Below are 20,687 nucleotides of genomic sequence, written 5' to 3' on the forward strand. Positions count from 1 at the left end.
GCGGAATCCCTGACGGCTCGGTCCGCCCCCGCCCTCGCCCGTGTCTGCCTGGATACGGCGCGGGTCCTTGCAGCCGTAAAACCCCCGGCAGATCCTTCCCCCGCCTTCCCTTAAAAAAAATAAAGTTCCGGGACCCTCCTGCCGATATCAATGGTCAAACGGGTAACGTACGATTCCAGTTAAGGAAAGGAGGTGGATCCGAACAGGTCTTTACAACCCGGCAGGGACGCCGGGCAGGCCCGGGCCAAAGGACTGACCCGGGCATCAACCCCGGGGAGTTCGATACAGACTCGCCGGAGGATAAAACACCAAATATCACGGAGGATTTTTGATTATGGGACTCAGGATTCAAAACAACATTGCGGCCATTAACGCCCACAGAAACCTGACCATTTCCAACATGGGACTGGCAAGATCCCTTGAACGCCTCTCCTCGGGTTACCGGATCAACCGGGCGGCCGACGACGCGGCGGGGCTCTCCATCTCTCAAGGGTTGAGGGCGGATATCGCCAGTTACAAGGTCGCCTCAAGGAACACCACCGAGGCCAATTCTCTGCTCCAGGTCGCAGAGGGCGCCCTGGACCAGATCGGAAACATGCTGACAAGGCTCAAGGAACTGGCTACCCAGGCATCCTCGGCCAACGCAACCTCGGACCTTGACAAGATCGACGCCGAGGCCCAGAAGCTGATCGACGAAATCGACAGGATCGCGGAATCCACGGAATATTCCGGAACCAAACTGATAGACGGAAGCTTCGGGGTGAGCGTCGGTTCGAAGACAGACACTATCAGCGGGGGCGCTGGTTACGTCAGCATCACTGGAATGAAGGCGAGTGAGCACTACACGATTTCCGCCACCACGGTGAGCGGTTCTTCTGCCACCATCACCATCACGACCGGTGATGTGAGCCAGACGGTCACCACATCCACGACCTCGGGCGACACCACCAAAAACGTGGAATTCAGCGCCCTGGGGATCCAGTTGACCATCAACAGCGCCTTTGATACCACCGATGAACTGGAAGGTAAAATCACCGCCGCATCCAGCGGTTCCTCAACCTTCCAGGTCGGCGCGGAGAATGCCGGAACCTCCAGGATCGCCATTTCCCTGGGTAACGCCACGCAGGAATACCTCGGGAAGACCAAGGGAGGATCGGGTTACGCCATTTCCGGTATCGACCTCTCAACGGCCAGCGGTGCCCAGAAGGCCCTTAACACGGTGGATTACGCCATCGCGGACCTTGCAAAGATCAGGGGTGATATCGGTGCGGCCCAGAACCGGTTGACTTACGCCGCCGCGAACCTTGCCACGACCATCGAGAACGTCACGGCGGCCGAATCGGTCATCCGCGATGTGGACATGGCTGCAGAGATGACCACCTTCACCAAGAACCAGATCCTGATGCAGGCCGGTACCGCCATGCTGGCCCAGGCGAACATGGCGCCTCAGTCGGTACTCTCCCTGCTCGGCGGATAGATCTCAGGACCGCCTTAACCTCAACGGCCCCGTTCCCGGCCCCGGGAACGGGGCTTTTCCATGATCCCGCCTCCCCACATCCCTTATATTCCGAGACCTTTGAAAAACGTCCTCTTTTGCCCAATCTCTGCGTCAGGCTCAAATTTGAATCCTCGAAATACTTCAATGTATTCCTGCGGTTAAAATTTTCGCCTTCCTTGACCTTGAACAAAATTGAACGTTTTTCAAAGCTCTCATTCCCTTGTAAAAGGGTTCAAGTTCAGGCCCCGTTTTTCCGATATGTAAGGTAACCGCGGGAACCACTCTCCCGGGTTTCCGTAAACCAACTTTTTAAAAAGGAAGCAACCATGACACTGAGCACCAATCTCATTTCGGGATTGTCCAGCGGTTTTGACTGGAGGAGTGTTGTCGATAAACTGATGGCCATCGAACGGCGGCCCGTTGATCTTCTTGAGCAGAAAAAGTCCGACTACGAGTCGCAACTTTCCGAATGGCAGTCCTTCAATACCAAGTTGCTAGCCCTGAGGACGGCGGCCCAGGCCCTTCAGGAACCTGACGATTTCAACATCTACACGGCCAACATGACATCAGACAGCGCAGACGTGGATGCATCGGACCTCCTGAGCGTATCAGCCTCTTCCTCCGCCTCGGTGGGGTCTTACAGCATCCAGATCACCAATATCGCCACGGCCCAAAAGCTTTCTTCCGCCTCCTTCTCCAGCATCACCACCGCCCTGGGAAGCAGCTATGCCGGGGATCTCCTGATCAATGGGAAGGCCGTCACCATTACGGCAACGGACACCCTCTCCGATGTCCGCGACAAGATCAACAACGCCAACGCTGGAGACAACCCCACCGGGGTGACCGCCAGTATCATCACGTACGGGACGAACGATTACCGCCTCACACTGACCAGCGACAGCACGGGGGAGGAAGGCATCAGCCTCCAGAACGCATCGAGTACCGACCTGGTCGAGCTTTTCGGATGGAAAGACAAAAGCACTTCTCTTAAAAACAGCATCACGGGCGGTGCCCAATCAGACCTTTTCAGCAGCACCACCCAGGACATAAAAACCCTCCTGGGGCTATCCACCACCCAGTCCGGGACGATCCAGATCGCGGGTCAGAATATATCCATCGACTTCTCCACAGACTCCCTCGAGGGCATCAAGACCAAGATCAACGATGCGTCCATCCCTGGTGTTACAGCCAGCATCATCACGGATACAAGTGGGGATACCACCCAGTACCGGCTCCAGATCGACGGCACCCAGAGTTTCACGGACGACCAGAACATTCTCGAGACCCTCGGGATACTTGAAAACGGAGTCAGCGCCGTCCAGGGGACCACCTCAGGGAACACCATGACGGCCGACGGGGAGAACATTTCGGCCTCCACCCTCCTCACCTCCATCGACGGTTACAACTCCTGGACTTCAGGGGATTCCATCACCATTTCCGGCACGGATCACAGTGGAAACGCGGTGAACGACAGTTTCAGCATCACCTCTTCTTCCACCGTACAGGACCTGATGAATGCCATTGAAACGGCCTTTGAGGCCGGCGGCGACGAGGTCTCCGTGTACGTAACCTCGGATGGCAAAATCGAGGTGGCCGACCTGGAGACAGGTTCGAGTTCCCTGTCAGTGTCCCTTACCTCCAGCATCTCTGACGGCAGCCTGGACTGGGGAACCTTCACCGCCCTGGGTACCGTGCGCAACCGGCAATTGACGGCCGGCCAAGACGCCACCCTCTCGGTTGACGGCGTCACAGTGACCCGTTCAGAAAACACCATAGACGACTTGATCCCCGGGGTAACCCTCAACCTGCTGGATTCCGACTCAGGCACGACCGTCACCCTGAACATCGCACGGGATATCGACGCCATCGTGGACAAGATCAATGATTTCGTGAACGCATACAATGACGTGGCCTCCTACATAAACCAGCAGCAGTCCTACGATGAAGACAAACAGGAAACCGGTGGAGTGCTCTTCGGGGACGGGACCCTCAACTCGGTCGAATACGACCTGACCTCCACCCTGGTCCAGAATGTATGGGGGGTATCGACTGAGTTTTCCACCCTCGGCCTGGTGGGGATCAACCTCGACAACGACGGCCAGCTCAGCATCGACAGCGATACACTCAAAGGATACCTCCGGACCAACTTCAACGATATAAAGCTCCTTTTCGCAGCAAACGGGGTAACCAGCACGGGAACCCTTGAATACGTCTCCTACTCGAGGGACACCGAGGCCGGGGAGTACACGGTCAATATCACCCAGGCTGCCACCCGCAGCAACTCCACCAGCGATACGGCCGTAAGCGGCACCCTGGGCAGCGACGAGACCCTCACCATCACGGAAGGTGACAAGACCGCCACCATCAGTCTCACCAGTTCCATGACCATTTCCGACATAATCAACGCCATCAATACGGAACTGGATACGGTTTACACGGAAAAGCTGGTGGGCGCCAATGCCCTTACGGCCTCCAGCAGTCCCATTACATCGAGTACCACATGGGGAAGCATCGATGGGGCCAACCTGGTCGACGGAGACGTGATCTCCTTCAGCGGAACCACCCGGAACGGCACGGCGGTCTCAGGGTCTTACACCATCAGCGACGCGAGCTCTGACACGGTGCAGGATCTCCTGTCGGAAATAGAGTCCGCATTCGGAAACTCGGTGACCGCGGCCATCGACAGCACGGGACACCTCACCCTCACCGACAAGTACGAGGGAAACAGCCAGCTCTCCATCACCTTCGACTACACCCAGGCCCATGATCTGGATTTCGGATCGGTCCTTACGACCAACAGCGGCGGCCAGGAGGGGAGATACGCCATAGAAATAACGGCCTCCAACGACGGGAGCGACCACCTTGTACTGACCCACGACAGCTACGGAAGCTCTTACTCCTTCACCATCCAGGAAAGCACGGACACCGGGCTCTGGACGGGAAGCCAGACGACCCCCGTAAGCGTAAACAACGGGGTGGACGTGGCCGGCACCATTAACGGGGAGAGCGCGACCGGATCAGGACAGCTCCTCACGGGAGACGACGGCGAAGCCAACATCGACGGGCTGGTTATAAAGTACACGGGTACGACCACGGGGGATGTTGGAACAGTCAAGATTACGTTGGGCGCGGCTGAACTGTTCGACCGGGTCCTGTACAGTATCACCGACCCCCTGGAGGGGTACGTTGGCTTCAAGCAGGATTCCCTTCAGGATACCATCGATGACTATGAGCTCAAGATCGAACAGATGGAGGCCCGGCTGGACCAGAAGATGGAAATGATGATCAACCGCTTCGTTGCCATGGAATTGGCCTTGAGCAATATCCAGGCACAAAGCCAATGGCTCAGCGGACAGATCAACGCCATGAGTTATAATTGGTAATCTGTACTACGGTGTCCGTTCCACCCGCTCCATCACGGGTCGGTCTAAACGGATTCTGCCCCAAAAGCCGAAAACGAGAAAACCAGCATACGGGAGGAAACCATGGGATACGGAAGGACCTTAAGCCAGTATCGAAAGACTGAGATCGCCACCGCCGGAAAGATGAACCTGGTCGTGATGTGTTACGATAAGTCGATCCAGTTCCTGAAACAGGCCAAGGAATCCTACCAGACAGGCGACTACGAGAGAAAGGCGAAGCTCCTTCAAAATACCCTGGATATCATCAACGAACTCCAGAGCAGCCTCGATTTCGAAAAAGGGGGAGAAATCGCAAAGAACCTGGACGCTATTTATAACTACCTCACCAGGCGATTGATCCAGGGTGACGTGGAGAAGGACTTATCGGCGTTCGAAGAGGCTGTTCGCTTTCTGTCGGAACTGAAAGAGGCTTGGGAAGAGATTGCCACCAGGGAAAAAAGGAATGAGATGCCCCAGGCGCCCAATGTCGAACCCAAAGCATTGTCCGCTCAAGTCGCAGCCTGACATTCAAGGTATCACCCCTGCCTGCCGATCAAGAGGGTGGATACGGGAAATACAACAGCATAAACAGGTCGAACGGGAAGAAAAATTTTTAAGGCAGGAAGGGAGAAAAAGACGAGGTGAACAAAATGGAAGCAGTCGGTTCAATCAAGTCGAGCGAAATCGGGCAGGCCGAAGCCGTCTTGAAAACCGGCCCCGAAGGACTGGATACCCGGCGTGGAACGTCATCCACCGCCTCCAAGGTTCAGTCATCTGATGAATTAAAAAACACCGCGGTATCCGAAGAGACCAAGGGCAAGATCGAACGCATTGCCGAGGCCATGGACAAGTACCTCAAGTCCATGCAAACAAACCTCAAGATCCAGGTCCACAAGCCCACGGGCTGTATCATCATCAAGGTCTTATCCGGAGACGGCAAGGTCATCAGGGAAATCCCGCCGGAAGAGATGCTGAACCTGGCGGCCAAGATGGAAGAGATGACCGGCCTGTTTTTCAATGAAAACGTATGATCCGGAACCCAAAGCCCCTGGGGCCTGAAACATTTTTCCCGATCGGAATGCTCGATGAACCTGAAAATGCTCATCGTCGACGATGACAGGAGATTTCTCTCCGCTCTTTCGGGCTTTCTCACGGAACAAGGTTACGAGGTGGTCCCTTGTCATGACGGGTTGGACGCCATCGAAAAGTGCAGGGAGGAAAAGTTCGACCTGCTCATAACAGACCTGATGATGCCCGGCGCATCAGGCCTCGAAGTCCTTAAAGAGGCCAAAAAACTCTACCCGGACATTGTAGTAATCCTGATCACGGGATTCGCTTCCATCGAATCCGCTATCGAGGCCATAAGGGAGGGCGCCTACGATTACATCACCAAGCCCTTCAAGCTGGAAGAGATCAAGATCGTTGTTCACAACGCCGGCGAGAAAATACGTCTGACACGGGAAAACCGCCGGCTTCTTTCCGAACTTCAGGAAGCCTATACCCAGCTCCGGATGGTGAAACGGATCATGGGTGCTGAATCGGACTCCGAGCGGAGTGAATCGGGAAATCCTTCAGATCCGAAGAGAACCGAACCTTTTATAGCGGGAAGCATGCTCTCCCATTATTACGTGGAGACAGGGCCGGGTCTTCATCCCCCCCTTCTCTCCGACCTGGAACGGATTTCGGCCCTCAGGGACCGGGGTTTCCTTACAGAAGAGGAATTCAAGCTGTGCAAATCCAAGTTGCTGAAGAACCTACAGAACTGACACTCCAGCGCCTCAAGTCTTCGAGGGTGCTCGTGGTGGACGACGAACGCGTCATCAGCGAGAGCCTCCAACTCTACTTGGAACACCTGGGGATCAGGGACATCCATATAGCCAATGACGGAAGGGAGGCCCTCCGGATGTTCCAGGAAAATCACTTCGACTTCGTGTTCCTTGACATCATGATGCCGGAGGTGAGCGGCCTAGACGTCCTGAAAAAGATAAACGAATCAGACCAACTCACAACCGTCATCCTGATGACGGGTTATCCCACGATGGATGTGGTAATCGACGCCATGCACAATGGTGCCTCGGATTTCCTGGTCAAACCCTTCCGTTTCGAGGACTTGAAAATCGCCCTTGAAAGGATCCAAAGGCTCCACCTCCTGATGGAGAGAAACTGCCTCCTCAACCAAGAGCTGTTGAAAAAGCGAGAAGTGGAGGAACTAAACAATCAGCTTGAAAGAAAGATCCGGCTCCAGGGCATCCTTTACCATATCGTGGATTCCCTCTCCAAAATCAACCGATCTGAAAACCTCTACCGTTATGTCATTACCAAGGCGATCGAATCATGCAATGCAAAAAGGGCCTGTTTCCTGATCTACGACCAGGAAAACTCCCATCTGCTGACCCTGGCCCAGCAGGGATTCGAGAAGATGAATCCCGGGACCCAGGCCCGCTTCCTGGTAAACTCAGAGGGGAGTCCCATCCTGGAAAAGGATTTCATCGCCAACTACTTTTCTTGTTCTCCGGAGGAGGAGCTGATTCTTGACCGGCCTTTCAGGACTCATGACCTTCTGGCCACTCCCTTCAACATACGGGACGAACCATTCGGAGTCCTCCTGGTCAGTGAAAAAGAAGGTGGGAAGGCCTTTGACGGTGAAGATGAATTCATCCTCAAATTTCTCGCTGAAAAAGCGGCTTTGAACATCGAAAACCTCGCCCTCTATGACAACCTGAAACAGAATTTTCTGGCCTCTTTGATGGCCCTCGTAACCGCTATTGAAGCAAAGGATACCTATACCCAACAGCACTCCACAAGGGTGACGACTTACGCCCTCAAGATCGCCCGGAACATGGGCTGCGAAAAGATGGACCTCAACCGATTGGAGACCATGGGACCCCTCCATGATATCGGGAAGATCGGAATCCCCGATTCCATCCTGAACAAGCCCGGCCCCCTTACCGAGGAGGAGACAGAATGTGTCAGGGCCCATCCGACCATCGGAGTCAACATCGTCGCTCCTCTGGGTCTCGACGAACAGGAGACCGCCATTATCAAGCATCATCATGAAAGATGGGACGGGAAAGGGTATCCTGATGGGCTCAAAGGGGAAGAGATTCCAAAACTTGCAAGAATCCTCGCCGTGGCGGACGCTTTTGACGCCATGAATTCAGATCGGGCTTACAGAAAGGCCCTCCCCTTTGATGTATGCCTTGATGAGCTAAGACGTAACAGCGGATCCCAGTTCGACCCCAAGGTGGTGAAAGCCGCCATTCCAGTGCTTTCACAGCGGGAATCTCAATCCGGAACGAGCGATTGAGCAAGCCATTCCGGCCGTTGGTTCAGGGGTTCTCCAAAGGCCGGCCTCTCCGTATAAGAATTCCCTCATTCCGTTTTTTAAAAGCAAACAGTTCTTCTCACATCAAAAAGCTTCCCATTGTCCCGTTCGGGGAGTAAGAGGACCTCCGGCCTTCAGACAAGGACTTCGGTTCGATCATTTTTTAATCAGCGGTCAAGGATTCAAGGGGTCCAGGTGCCGAGTGAAAAAAAGGATTCGAGGTAAAATGATTTTCACTTGAACCCTTGAACCCCGAAACCCTCGGCTCTTACAACTGTCGGCTTCATTCGACAGCAGTTTGCTATCAACAGGCGGTCACCGATTCCTGTGGGAATGATAACGACCGGATAAAAATGTATTGAAATAATACATTCGATCTGTTATCAAAATGCCACCCAAATTCAAATTCCAGAAAGGAGAAATGGCAATGGAAAAAAGCATGACGCTCAAATCGTCCCTTTTCACCTTTATCCTCATCGCCGTGGCACTTCTCCTGCCATGGGCCGGAACCTGTGAAGCGAAAACCTATAAGATCGGAATCAGCACTATAGCCACCCACCCTGCTCTGGATACGGCCCGCAAGGGATTCCTGGACCAAATGGCCAAGGAAGGATTCAAGGAGGGGGTCAACGTGAAGTATTACATGGCCAATGCCGAGGGTGACATGAGTCTTGCCGCTTCAATCGCCCAGAAGTTCGTCACCCAAAAGGTTGACCTGATCCTTGCAATCACGACACCGATCGTTCAGGCTTGCGCGGCAGCGGTGGAAGGGACGAACATCCCCGTGGTCTTTAGTTGTGTCACGGATCCGGTGGCCGCCGGGGTGGTGAAGAGCTGGGACAAGCCCGGAGGCCAGATTACCGGAGCCAGTGACTGGGCTGACGTGGCACATCAGGTGGCCGTCATCAAACAGGTCTGCCCGAATGTGAAAAGGGTGGGGACCATTTACAACGCTGGCGAGGCGAATTCCCGTGTGCAGATCAAAGAACTCAAGAAAGCAGCTCCCGCCCTCGGCATTGAAGAGATTGTGGAGGCGAATGTCGCCTCGACCGCAGACGTCATGCTTACGGCCCGATCCCTTGTCGGAAGGGTGGATGCCATCTGGTTTCCCACGGACAACGTAGTCGTCTCGGCGCTTGAGGCCCTGGTGAAGGTCTGCGAGGACAACAAAATTCCTCTTTTCGGATCCGATACCAACCAGGTCGAGCGCGGGGTCATCGCCAGTTCAGGAATCAACTTCTACGACGTGGGAAGAGAGAGCGGCAAGATGGCTGCGCGGATCCTCCGCGGGGAAAGCCCTGCCAATATCCCCGTATCCAAAGGGAAGATGACCGATCTGTACGTAAATCCCTCCGCAGCAAAGAGAATGGGGGTGACCATTCCCCAGTCCGTAATGGAAAAGGCCACCAAAGTGATCGACAAGTAATCCATCTTGTCTGAAAAGAGGGGGGAGGAGCGGTTAATACCTCCCCCTTTCCTCTGCTTAATCTTCAATCATGCCGTTTTACGAGGGAGGTGTTTGTGAACGCCATATTCAATGTCTTGTCGGTTTCCTGTTATGAAGGGTTGATATTCGGTCTCCTTACGGTCGGTGTTTATCTGACCTTTCGGGTGCTTGCCTTTCCCGACCTGGGGGTGGACGGAACGTTCCCCTTGGGAGGCGCCACGGCCGCTGTACTGATCGTTAAAGGAGTGAATCCATTCCTGGCGACCCTCATCGCCTTTTTCGCGGGGGTCTGCGCAGGAATGGTGACTGGATTGCTCAACACCAAACTTCGGATAAGCGCCCTTTTGTCAGGCATTTTAATGATGGTCGGGCTCTATTCGGTCAACTTGAGAATAATGGGGGGAGCCAATATCCCCTTATTGCGGGAGAGCAACAGTTTCGATCTCGCAGGACGCCTCCTGGGTCTCCGGGGGATGAGCCTTTCGATCACCTTTGCCGCTATTGTGGCTGTCATCTTCTTTCTGGTCTTGAACTGGTTCATGCGCACCGAGATCGGCCTGGCCCTCAGGGCTTCGGGTGACAACGAGCAAATGGTAAGAGGCCTTGGATCGGATACGGATAAAAACGTGATCCTCGGCTGCGCTATTTCCAACGGCCTTGTGGCCATTACGGGCGCCCTCGTGGCCCAGAACCAGGGTTTTTGCGATGTGGGCATGGGCATCGGGATGATCATCATGGCTCTGGCCGCAATCATCATCGGAGAGGCCCTGTTCCGTCCAAGGGGGATTGCCCAGATCCTGATGGTCTGTTTCGCCGGGACCTTTATCTACCGACTGTTCATTACCATCGCCCTGAGGGCGGGAATGAGGCCCGGTGATCTCAAAATGATCACCTCTATTCTCGTAATTTTTGCATTGGCGATTCCCTACCTGAAGAAAAGACTCCGGCATGAGTGGGTGCCACCCGCAGCCAGGATGTGATTTAGGAGGCCTTCCAATATGAACACAACCCAGAAAAAAATCCTGCTCGAACTCAAGGATGTGAGAAAAATCTTTTCCCGCGGTACGATTGACGAGGTTTCAGCACTAAACGGCATCAACCTGAAGGTTTACGAAGGGGACTTCATTACCGTAATAGGAAGCAACGGGGCCGGAAAATCCACCCTCCTCAATATCGTCGCAGGGGTCTTCCCACCGGAAAGGGGCGGCCAGGTGATCATCAACGGAGATGATGTGACGAACCTTCAGGAATACCGCCATGCCGCTTACTGCGGAAGGGTATGGCAACAACCCAGCGTGGGCACGGCCCGTAACCTGACCATCGAAGAAAACCTTTCCATGGCTTTTCGACGCGGCCAGAAAAGAGGGTTGAAATTCGCGATCAACAAGAAGCGGAGGGATTTCTTCCGGGAGGCCCTCAAGCCTCTGGGGCTCAATCTGGAAAACAGATTGACGACCCTGGTGGGCACACTTTCCGGAGGCCAGAGACAGGCCCTTGCCTTGGTCATGGCCACCATCAGCAAGCCTTCCATCCTTCTCCTGGATGAACATATCGCCACCCTCGATCCCAAGACCGCCCAGACGGTCCTCAACCTCACGGATATGATCGTCAGAAGAGAAAAAATGACCACCATGATGGTCACCCACAACATGGAAATCGCATTAAAGTACGGCAACCGCCTGATCATGATGCACAAGGGAAAAGTCGTGGTGGACCTGTCCGGGGAGAAAAAGAAAACCCTGACTATCGGAGACCTGATCCAGTCTTTCGAGCGAGCTGCCGGAGAGCAATTTACAGACGACAATGTTCTGTTAAGCCATCATTGAGAACGTCTCATTCGCGGGTGAGAGTCCGGTACAAAGACCCCGAGACCGAGGCGTTCCGCTAGAAAGGAAAAAACGAAACGGGGGAATCGGTTAAGAAACCGATTCCCCCGTTTTTAACAGGCCTGACTTATAACTCTAAAATAGAGGCGTCACTTTTTCATCCCAGGCACAACAACTACTTTTTCTCGTGGCATTCGAGGCACTTTCGATAAGGTCCGGTCTTCTTGCCTTCTTTGGCCATAGTCTTGTGGCAGTTCTTGCAATTGATATGATAGGCCGTCTGGAGCTTCATGACGTCGTCGATCTCCTCGTTTGCGTCATGACACTCTTTGCATTGCTGTGTCTCATCCGCCCATGGACTCCACTCGTTGACCCCCTCACTGTTATATTCATGATGGCAGTCCCAGCACAGGATCTTGTAATCCAGGGCGTGTTTTCTATGGCTGAAGATGACGGGTCCTTTCCGGTCCCGGTCATAGTCGGGATTATCAATAACGATGACATCAAATTTTTTGCCTTTCTCCGAACCGGCCTTCGGGTCTTTCGTGACCCCTTCTTCTCCAGACGCCCTCATGCTTCCAACCAATCCCAAGAGGACAAACACCATCGCCGTCCAGAGAATCATTCCCGCTTTTGTCTTCGACCCCATTCTCATTTTCCTCCCTTCTCCTAACCTAGCGCCTATACTCAAATGTATATTCCTTACTGGCAGGTTTCCCCGAAAAGGACCTTCAATCCTTATAAGCTTTGAATATGAGGCTGGCGTTGGTGCCGCCGAACCCAAAGGCATTGACCATCGCCACCCCGACTTCCGCCTTCCTCGCCACGTTGGGCACATAGTCCAGATCGCATTCCGGATCCGCATTCTGGTAGTTGATGGTCGGGGGTATGATACCATGCTTGATGGTCAGGACCGAATAGATGGCCGCGACCCCGCCCGCCCCTCCAAGAAGATGTCCAGTCATGGATTTGGTGGAGCTGACGGCCAGTTTATAAGCATGGTCCCCGAACACTGCCTTTATGGCCTTTGTCTCCGAGATGTCGTTGAGGGGAGTGGAGGTTCCATGGGCATTGATATAGTCAACCTCGTCGGGTTTCAGGTCCGCATCTTCCAGGGCGGATTGCATGCAGAGTATTGCACCGATCCCCTCCGGATCCGGAGCCGCCACATGATAGGCGTCTCCTGACATTCCGTAACCGATCATCTCGGCATAGATGGGGGCTCCCCGCTCAAGGGCATGCTCCAACTCCTCAAGGATGAGGATACCTCCTCCCTCGGCCATCACAAAGCCGTCCCGATCCCTGTCAAACGGACGGGAGGCCTTTTCAGGCTCGTCGTTCCGGGTGGAAAGGGCCTTCATGGAACAGAATCCCCCCAGGGCGAGAGGTGTCACCACCGCCTCGGCTCCACCTGTGATCATGGCATCGGCCCTACCCTCCCGGATCAACCTGAAGGATTCGCCCACCGCATGACAGCTCGCTGCACAGGCGGTCTCCACCGAGATATTGGGGCCCTTCACCCCGAATTCTATGGCGATGAGGCCAGGGGCCATATTGGCGATCATTCCCGGGATGAAAAAAGGGCTGATCCTGTCCGGACCCTTTTCGAGAAGGACACTGTGGTAATGCTCGAGCATGGAAAGCCCTCCCAAGCCGGACCCAGTGATGCTCCCCACACGATGCGCATTCGAGGAATCGACCTTCAGCCCGGATTCTTCCATCGCCATCCTTGCAGCGGCCAGCGAGTAATGAACAAAGATATCGAAACGCCTGACCTGTTGTTTGGCCATGAAATCCTCTGACCGGAAGTCCGTGACCTCTCCTGCTATCTGGCTCCGGAAGGGAGAAGGGTCGAATTTGGTAATCCTTCCGATACCCGATTTTCCGGCACATAAGGCCTCCCAATTTTTCTCGACACCCGTGCCCAATGGAGTCACCATGCCCAAGCCGGTAACCACGACACGCCTTTTCATATTACCCCCGTGTTTTATTGATTACGTCGGGTTTTTTATGGAACGCCTCGATTTCGATCACTCTTCTCCCAGGGCGTTCTTGATATAATTGATGGCGTCCTCGACCGTAGCGATTTTCTCAGCATCTTCATCGGAGATAGATATCTCAAACTCCTCTTCCATGGCCATGATCAATTCGACCTGGTCCAGTGAATCGGCCCCCAAATCATCAACGAAAGAAGCCGTTGGAACAACATCCTCTTCCGACACGTCCAACTGTTCACAGATGATTTCTTTGATTTTCTGGGCAATGTCCGCCATTGAAGCTCCCTCCTTTTGTTTAGCAATTTCTTTTCTGAAAAACACCAACGGTTCACATAAAAATACCACCATTCACATGTATGATCTGACCGGTCATGTAACCCGCCGCATCAGAACAAAGCCAGTATACCACTTCCGCCACATCCTCCGGTTGGCCGATTCTTCCCAGGAGCACCTTCTGGAGAAAGTAGTCCTTGACCTTGTCAGGCAATGGCTTGGTCATATCGGTATCAATGAAACCGGGCGCCACGGCATTCACGGTGACCCCTCGAGAAGCCACTTCATAGGCAAGGGATTTGGTGAAGGCCATGATACCCGCTTTTGAAGCGGCGTAATTGGTCTGCCCCGCATTTCCGATCTGACCGACGACCGAAGAGGTGTTGATGATCCTGCCCCACCTCTGCTTGGTCATGGGCCGAATGACCATTCTGGTGCAGTTGAAAACACTCTTCAGGTTGACGCGGATAACATCATCCCAATCCTCTTCCGACATCCTCATCAAAAGGCGATCCCGCACGATTCCGGCATTGTTGACAAGGATGTCAACCTTTTTAAACCGGTTCAGGATATCCTTGAAAAGGGATTCCACTTTGCTGAAATCGGAAACGTCGCACCGATGACTCTCGGCCACCGCGCCCTTTTCATGGATCATCCGAAGGGTCTCGTCGGCAGCCTCGTTATCCTTGTCATAATGAACAAGGATGATTTTTGATTTCCCGGCGGCGAATTTCATCGCGATGGCCCGCCCGATACCCCTTGATCCGCCGGTAATGACCACCACCTTTTCCGAATCTTCCATGTCTATCCTCTTTTTTCCTCTCCTGTCCCGATCCCCACTTTTTTTATCAACCCGGTAAAGCATAAACTACTATCGACTGAAGCCGATAGCTTTAAGGGCCAAGGTGCTCCCATTCCCGGAATGGGGCATTAAAACAAACACTGGTCCGCTGAGCAAACCCGGTGGGTTCTTTCGGTTTCAACCGTTCAATTTCCCCGGTCTCTCACCTTCACGTCCCTTGGAACCGGGCCAGGTATTCAGCCAACTTTTCAGGAATATCCTTTTCTCTGTATTCTGCGGCCATTTTAATGGCCTTCTTGACAGCCTTGGACGAGGAGGCTCCGTGGCATACGATCCCAACGCCGTTGATTCCCAGGATCGGGGCCCCCCCGTATTCTTCGTAATCCAATCTTTTTTTCATGAGTTTTGTCAGAATCGAACTGGTCTCACCGCATCCCGCCCTTTCGATCACGCTCTTACTATCCGCAAGCATGGCGGTCACGGTCTCGGCCATGCCCTCCAGGACCTTGAGCACCACATTCCCGACGAATCCGTCGCACACGACCACCTGAACCTTCCCATCGAAAAGTTGGCGGCCTTCCACATTACCCGCAAATGGAAGGGGACTCGCCTTGAAAAGGTTATGGGCCAGACGGACCTGCTCATTGCCCTTTCCCCCTTCACGGCCGATACTCAAAAGACCGACCCGCGGGTCTTTTATTCCAAGGAAAGCCTTCGCGAAAGCATGGGCCATGGCGCCGAACTGCAAAAGATGCACGGGGCGGCAATCCACGTTGGCCCCGACATCTATGAGAATCACTTCACCTTTCGCCCCTGGAATAATGCTCGCAAAGGCTGGCCTCTCGACCCCGGGCAATCGGCCCAGAGTCAGAATCGCGGACGCTAGCATGGCCCCTGAATGGCCGGCACTTACGACAGCATCGGCTTCCCCCCCCTTGACGGCCTCGAAGGCGACCCGGATGGAGGCGTTTTTCTTCCTTCGTACGGCCCTCATGGGTTGTTCTTCCATGAAAACCACGTCGTCGCAATGATGGACCTTTATCCCAGGACGATCAAGGTCGTTTCCGGCCCCTTTCCTGAGGGCCTGCTCATCCCCCATCAGCACAACTTCGATTCCGTACTCGGATACGGCTTCAAGTGCACCTTGAACGACCACCTCGGGGGCCCGATCCCCCCCCATGGCGTCCACGGCGATCTTCATCTCAGCTCTCTTCTACCTTGATGATTTCCCTTCCTCTGTACATCCCGCACTGGGGGCAGACATGATGGGGCCGTACGGGTTCGTGGCATTGTGGGCAGAGGGATACATTGGGCATCTTGACGTGATGATGGGACCGCCGCATGTCCCTCTTGGACTTGGATTTCTTTTTCTTTGGTACTGCCATTTTTTTCCCCTGTAATTTGTGGCCTTAATCACCGACGGTTTCATATCCATCGGTTGATCATGGTTGGATCTTCAGTTGGTTCAGTTTCAAAAAAGCGGGGTGACCAGTTTCCCTGAGGCAACAACAGATTTCCTCGTTCAAATTCTTTCCGCACCTCGGACAAAGGCCCTTGCACTCCGCCGAACACAGGACCTTCATAGGAAGGGAAAGGTAGATCTGTTCCCGGATAATGCCCGTAAGATCGATCTCTTCACCCCGGATGAAGTCAACGTCCATGTCCTCTTCGGTTAATTCCACATCACTCTCTTCCTGGGACCCGGGCGGAGGAAGGGCCAGGTAGGTCTGGAATTCGGTCTGGATGTCCCTGTGGTGAGACTCCAGGCACCTGTCGCAACGCACCTTCAACCCACCCCTCAGCCGACCATCCATGACATATTTGTCCCCTGCCGAATAGAGCGTGACCACCACCTTCAACGGGCCATCCAGGGACAAAATCTGGTCAGAGGGATCCTTGGGCTCCCACCACCCTTCCTTTAAAACGAACGTAAAGGTTTTCGATTCCTGGGAAATCCTTCTAAGATCAATGATCATCAGATTCACTCAGAAGAATGAAAAGGCCTAAGAACGTTTCCCCGGGTCCGGGAAAAATAAATGAATCACTATAAAGGAGCACCATGTTTTGTCAAGAAAATTCCAGGAGAACCTCACCCAGAAAACGGGGCTTCGCCTTGTGCCCGTCCATAAATGCCCCTTTCCCACAATCTTTCAGGTCAGGCTAAAACCGGAGACCCGCCGGGAAGGCAGGGGCCCCGAGAAGACCAGGGTTCCTTAAAAGGCTCCTTTTTCTTGACATATTGACTATCTATCTGATAAATTTGAATAGTTTAGCCAAATTCGCCCATCCCCAAAGGCCATCCGCCTTCATGCAAAACAGGGCTTTTCCCCAAAAAAACCTAATACAGAAAACCACAAGGACGGCGGCTGATGTGGACGTACAGAGAAAGACTCAACTATTACGAAAAGCTCAGGAGATCCCTTTATGAAATTCTCCGCGATACCCTGGAACTGAAACTTATGAAGATCTCCCTTATCGATTCTTTTTACAACTATCTGAAAAGCGGTGTAGAGTATAGCTTTCTCGATAAAAGCGAACTAAAGCCGAAAAGCAAAAAAATGGAGCAGGAATCAGAGCTTTTCAATACTTTTATCGTAATTTTCTGCGAAGGAATCGTCAGCCCCAGTTTGAAAAACTATATCCGGTTCTTTCCGGAAAACAAGATGATTAAAAAAAATGTGCAGTACCTTTCCAATTTCGTCCTTTACAAGAACTTCCACCACAACCTTCGATACTTCGATCGGCCGGTCTTCCTGGACTTTCTCGAAAGGCTGTTGGATATCGACTATGCCCTTTTGATCCAACAGGATCCAACAGTAAAGAAAAAAAACCGTTACGCCCTCACTCACTTCCACGTGAAGATAGACTGGCCCATAGCGGATGCTGCCGAGGATCTAGCCAAGGAACTCCGATACATCCAGAATAACCTCTATGAAAAGGGTGACAAGCTTGCACGGGCGCTTCAAAATAAGTTGTTCGAATATTACGGATGCCACCATAGTGTCGGGGGGAGGCGCACGGCCGGACTCATCGCCGCTCAACTCCTGAGAAAGCTGGATTTTATCGCCACCGTTTTTGTATCAAGCTCGGAATCCCGTTCGATGGTGAAGTATTCAGAGCGGGGCGTTTCAAAATTCTACCTGATACAATTGACGAACAAGCAGATCAATGCCCTGGCACAACGGGAATCCATGGATGTTGAAAAATTCAAAAACGCCTTCCTTTATCCGGCGGATGGCTATTACGTGGGTATATCGGAAGCCGTTTATGATCACACCAGTTACTCCAAACCCCCTGAAGACGGAAAACTCAGAAAACTGAAACCGGCATATAATTGGCTCAAGCTCAGGGACGAGTTTCTTCACCCGAGGGATTCCTATCTCAACTTGAGGCCCATCAATTTCAACTGGGTTTACAAAACCGAATAACCTTAATGCTTGCCGATCTTCTCGAAGATCTTCACGAGGAGCCACACGCCCAAGGTCCGATGCCATTTGATCATATAGACCGTTTCGTTATCGGCGAGCACCTTGTAATAGTCGCACTCCGGGCCGTACCACCGGTCAATCACTTCCTTGACGGTGATTCTTTTCTCATCCAGGAAAAAGTAAAGGGGACGTTCGTTCGCCTTGTACCCGGAATAGGCCATCACCTTGATCTTCTTTGGAAGGTCCTTATCAGACATGCGCGGCTCCTGCCTATGGCTCTCTCCACCAAGAGAAGGCGGGGAGTGTTGTCCTGAGAAAACCCACCCACTTGTAATAGTGGACCATCGCTCCGATTTAATCAAGACGTTTGGCAGGCAACCCGAATCTCCGGTGCATCCGCCCGTTCGGAGCTCTTTTCTTTCACTTGGGGGAGCCCTGTATCCTTGACCCGCTTAACAGGAGAGGGAGGATTGTGTTAGGGTGTTTCAAGTGTGACCTACCTTTCGATGTGGGCCCGGGGGATATGGTGAGGAGAGAAAACGAAATCCTCGCAAAAGTAAGGAACACCATTTCCCGGCACGGGATGCTGGAGGCCGGGGACCGTGTGATCGTTGGCGTTTCCGGGGGGGCCGATTCGGTCTGTCTCCTCGATATCCTGTGGCACCTCCGGGACGAATTCGAAATTGAACTGATCGTCGCCCATTTCGACCACGGGTTGCGGCCCCACGAAGACGAGGGAGAGACCCGGTTCGTTCGAAAACTGGCCTCTTCCATGAATCTTCCCTTTGAGACGGCCCGCTGGTTGAACAGGGCCAAGGGGCGGTCCACCTCCGAAGAAAAGGCCAGGGAAGCTCGATATCTGTATCTTGAGGAGGTGGCCAGAAAAAATAAGGCCCAGAAGATCGCCGTTGCTCACACCCTTGACGACCAGGCCGAAACCGTGCTGATGAGACTCTTGAGAGGAAGTGGGGCCACCGGGCTTTCAGGAATTCCTCCCTGCAGGGATGGCCGGATCGTAAGGCCTCTTTTGGAGACGGCCCGCAATGAAATCCTCGCGTACCTGGAAAGACGCGGCCTCTCCTATATGACGGACAGCTCCAACCTGGAGGCGAATTACCTCCGAAACCGGATCCGGCTCCAGGTGATGCCCTTACTGCGCAGGTTACAGCCGCGCCTGATCGAGCGCCTCGGAGAAACGGCCCAACTGCTACGGGAAGAAGATCAATTCATGGACTCCCTGGCAAGGGAATGGGTCGAGCGGGAGGGGATGCGGGAAGCGGAAAGGGAAGTTTCATTGCCGGTTTCCACCTTCAATTCCCTCTCCCCCGCCCTTAAAAGGCGGGTAACCAGGCTCATTACAGGGGAAGTGAAAGGGAATCTATTGAGGATCGGCCGGACACATGTACAGGCCGTTTGCCGCCTGGCCTCATCCCAGGCTCCCCAAGGGGCGGTTCATCTCCCCGGGGAGATGAGGGTCAAAAAGCGATACGACCGCCTGATTTTCACCACGGCCCGAGAAGAGGCACCTCCGTCCTTCCATATCACCATTCCCGGTCCCGGGATCTTCACCCTGCCTGAAATCCCTTTGACTTTTGACCTGGTCGAGATGGACAGGGAGGAAGCCCCGGCCTTTCCCTCCTCACGTGATACGGCCCTCCTGGATGCCTCCAGAATCCGATATCCGCTCGTAGTCAGGAATCCCAGGCCCGGCGACCGGTTCGTTCCCCTGGGGATGAAGGGACATCGAAAGATCAAAGACTTCTTCATTGACCTTAAGGTCCCCTCCACAGTCCGTTCCCGCACTCCACTCCTCTGCTGCGGAGATATTCCGGTATGGGTCTGCGGTTACAGGATCGACGACCGGTTCAAGATCACTCCACACACCCGAAGAATCCTGATGGTAACCATCCGGCACTGATCCGTCTTCCCGGTGGGTCCCCGGTTTGAGCCTGACCTGTCTGCCGTGCCTGCCTGTCCCGTTGGAACGGCAGATAGGCCCGGCACAGGCAGGCGCAGAAATTGGGCAAAAGGGGGCGTTTTTCAAAAGTCTCGGGAACGATAAGTAGGTTGAATTTAAAGGAAAAACTAAGAGGCGTGCGATATAGATCAGGCAGACCTATCCATTGGGGCGACCAAACCTTGGAAGTCCTCCCCTGGAATAAATACAGGCAGGATTGAACAGGGCAACCGCACAGAAGCCCGATTCGTCAGTCAACCGGCTTCCTGCTTATAATGAAATGTCCCTTCCTCGATCTTCATGAATCCCCGTTTCTGATGCGTGACCTTCGGGTTCTTGGATCCGAAAAACTCGAGCAAAAATCTATAGGCCTTTCTATGATCCATGTGCTGACCGCAGGTTTCGAAGGTCACGGCGGCGAAATTGAATTCGGGCCATGTATGAACGGCCAAGTGCGACTCCGCGATCGTGACCGTTCCGCTTACGCCCCAGGGCTTGAAAGTGTGGAAGGATTCGGCCACTACCGTCGCCCCCATCACTTCCGCCGCCTTGAGCATACCCTCCCTGATGCGATCGGCATCCAGGAGTTTGTCGTGGTCACAATCGTAAAGGTCAATGAGAACAAGGTCCAGCAAGGAATACAATGTTCCCACCCCCTTTCATGTAAGATTAGGTGTCGAAGTTCCCAACTCCTTTCTTTGCGGCCCCCGTATATTCGGTAGCCGTCCGGTTG

Annotated in this window: 20 protein-coding genes; 11 read left to right on the forward strand and 9 right to left on the reverse strand. The window is 53.7% G+C overall.

From position 1 onward, the window contains the following. Window positions 1–334 precede the first annotated feature (334 nt). The 9 genes from JRF57_01185 (at window position 335) to JRF57_01225 (ending at window position 11,497) form a co-directional block, all read left to right on the forward strand. A complete protein-coding gene (locus JRF57_01185; protein MBW2302304.1) occupies window positions 335–1,477 on the forward strand; it encodes a flagellin in 1,143 nt (380 codons plus the stop codon). A gap of 347 nt (window positions 1,478–1,824) precedes the next feature. Next, on the forward strand, window positions 1,825–4,881 hold the full coding sequence (gene fliD / locus JRF57_01190) for a flagellar filament capping protein FliD (GenBank protein MBW2302305.1): 3,057 nt from the start codon (window positions 1,825–1,827) through the stop codon (window positions 4,879–4,881). 102 nt (window positions 4,882–4,983) lie between these two features. Continuing rightward, a complete protein-coding gene (fliS, locus tag JRF57_01195; protein MBW2302306.1) occupies window positions 4,984–5,424 on the forward strand; it encodes a flagellar export chaperone FliS in 441 nt (146 codons plus the stop codon). A 125-nt stretch (window positions 5,425–5,549) separates the two neighbouring features. Beyond that, the gene (locus tag JRF57_01200; protein MBW2302307.1) at window positions 5,550–5,930 is read left to right on the forward strand and encodes a flagellar protein FlaG; all 381 of its coding nucleotides are present in this window, start codon (window positions 5,550–5,552) and stop codon (window positions 5,928–5,930) included. Between the two features lie 54 nt (window positions 5,931–5,984). Beyond that, window positions 5,985–6,665: a sigma-54-dependent Fis family transcriptional regulator gene (locus tag JRF57_01205; GenBank protein ID MBW2302308.1), complete on the forward strand. Its 681-nt coding sequence runs from the start codon at window positions 5,985–5,987 to the stop codon at window positions 6,663–6,665. Continuing rightward, window positions 6,629–8,206 carry a response regulator gene (locus JRF57_01210; protein ID MBW2302309.1) on the forward strand — a complete coding sequence of 526 codons (1,578 nt, stop codon included), beginning with the start codon at window positions 6,629–6,631 and terminating at the stop codon, window positions 8,204–8,206. The genes JRF57_01205 and JRF57_01210 overlap by 37 nt, the downstream gene beginning before the upstream one ends. 445 nt (window positions 8,207–8,651) lie before the next feature. Continuing rightward, window positions 8,652–9,650 carry an ABC transporter substrate-binding protein gene (locus JRF57_01215; GenBank protein ID MBW2302310.1) on the forward strand — a complete coding sequence of 333 codons (999 nt, stop codon included), beginning with the start codon at window positions 8,652–8,654 and terminating at the stop codon, window positions 9,648–9,650. Window positions 9,651–9,754: 104 nt separating this feature from the next. Continuing rightward, a complete protein-coding gene (locus JRF57_01220; protein ID MBW2302311.1) occupies window positions 9,755–10,651 on the forward strand; it encodes an ABC transporter permease in 897 nt (298 codons plus the stop codon). A 42-nt stretch (window positions 10,652–10,693) separates the two neighbouring features. Continuing rightward, entirely contained in the window at window positions 10,694–11,497 is an 804-nt protein-coding gene (locus JRF57_01225) for an ATP-binding cassette domain-containing protein (protein ID MBW2302312.1), read from the forward strand. Between the two features lie 175 nt (window positions 11,498–11,672). Here the strand turns inward: JRF57_01225 and JRF57_01230 are convergent, their stop codons facing one another. The 7 genes from JRF57_01230 to JRF57_01260 form a co-directional block, all read right to left on the reverse strand. Next, a complete protein-coding gene (locus JRF57_01230; GenBank protein ID MBW2302313.1) occupies window positions 11,673–12,146 on the reverse strand; it encodes a cytochrome c3 family protein in 474 nt (157 codons plus the stop codon). Window positions 12,147–12,228: 82 nt separating this feature from the next. Then, the gene (fabF, locus tag JRF57_01235) at window positions 12,229–13,470 is read right to left on the reverse strand and encodes a beta-ketoacyl-ACP synthase II (GenBank protein MBW2302314.1); all 1,242 of its coding nucleotides are present in this window, start codon (window positions 13,468–13,470) and stop codon (window positions 12,229–12,231) included. A 57-nt stretch (window positions 13,471–13,527) separates the two neighbouring features. Beyond that, window positions 13,528–13,770 (reverse strand): acyl carrier protein, encoded by a 243-nt coding sequence (gene acpP / locus JRF57_01240; protein MBW2302315.1) that lies wholly within the window; start codon window positions 13,768–13,770, stop codon window positions 13,528–13,530. A 52-nt stretch (window positions 13,771–13,822) separates the two neighbouring features. Beyond that, entirely contained in the window at window positions 13,823–14,569 is a 747-nt protein-coding gene (gene fabG / locus JRF57_01245; GenBank protein MBW2302316.1) for a 3-oxoacyl-[acyl-carrier-protein] reductase, read from the reverse strand. Between the two features lie 208 nt (window positions 14,570–14,777). Then, window positions 14,778–15,770 (reverse strand): phosphate acyltransferase PlsX, encoded by a 993-nt coding sequence (gene plsX, locus JRF57_01250; GenBank protein MBW2302317.1) that lies wholly within the window; start codon window positions 15,768–15,770, stop codon window positions 14,778–14,780. Between the two features lies 1 nt (window position 15,771). After that, entirely contained in the window at window positions 15,772–15,954 is a 183-nt protein-coding gene (rpmF, locus tag JRF57_01255) for a 50S ribosomal protein L32 (protein MBW2302318.1), read from the reverse strand. 57 nt (window positions 15,955–16,011) lie between these two features. After that, entirely contained in the window at window positions 16,012–16,545 is a 534-nt protein-coding gene (locus JRF57_01260) for a DUF177 domain-containing protein (protein MBW2302319.1), read from the reverse strand. Window positions 16,546–16,938: 393 nt separating this feature from the next. Between JRF57_01260 and JRF57_01265 the strand changes: the two genes are divergently transcribed. After that, on the forward strand, window positions 16,939–17,997 hold the full coding sequence (locus JRF57_01265) for a hypothetical protein (protein ID MBW2302320.1): 1,059 nt from the start codon (window positions 16,939–16,941) through the stop codon (window positions 17,995–17,997). A gap of 2 nt (window positions 17,998–17,999) precedes the next feature. On the opposite strand, the gene JRF57_01270 is transcribed toward JRF57_01265, so the two are convergent. After that, window positions 18,000–18,254: a hypothetical protein gene (locus tag JRF57_01270; protein MBW2302321.1), complete on the reverse strand. Its 255-nt coding sequence runs from the start codon at window positions 18,252–18,254 to the stop codon at window positions 18,000–18,002. 266 nt (window positions 18,255–18,520) lie between these two features. On the opposite strand from JRF57_01270, the gene tilS reads away from it, so the two are divergent. Continuing rightward, a complete protein-coding gene (tilS, locus tag JRF57_01275) occupies window positions 18,521–19,915 on the forward strand; it encodes a tRNA lysidine(34) synthetase TilS (GenBank protein MBW2302322.1) in 1,395 nt (464 codons plus the stop codon). Window positions 19,916–20,208: 293 nt separating this feature from the next. Here the strand turns inward: tilS and speD are convergent, their stop codons facing one another. Further along, window positions 20,209–20,598 carry an adenosylmethionine decarboxylase gene (speD, locus tag JRF57_01280; GenBank protein MBW2302323.1) on the reverse strand — a complete coding sequence of 130 codons (390 nt, stop codon included), beginning with the start codon at window positions 20,596–20,598 and terminating at the stop codon, window positions 20,209–20,211. Window positions 20,599–20,687 lie beyond the last annotated feature (89 nt).

This window comes from Deltaproteobacteria bacterium, assembly GCA_019310525.1.
Classification (GTDB): Bacteria; Desulfobacterota; DSM-4660; order Desulfatiglandales; family HGW-15; genus JAFDEE01.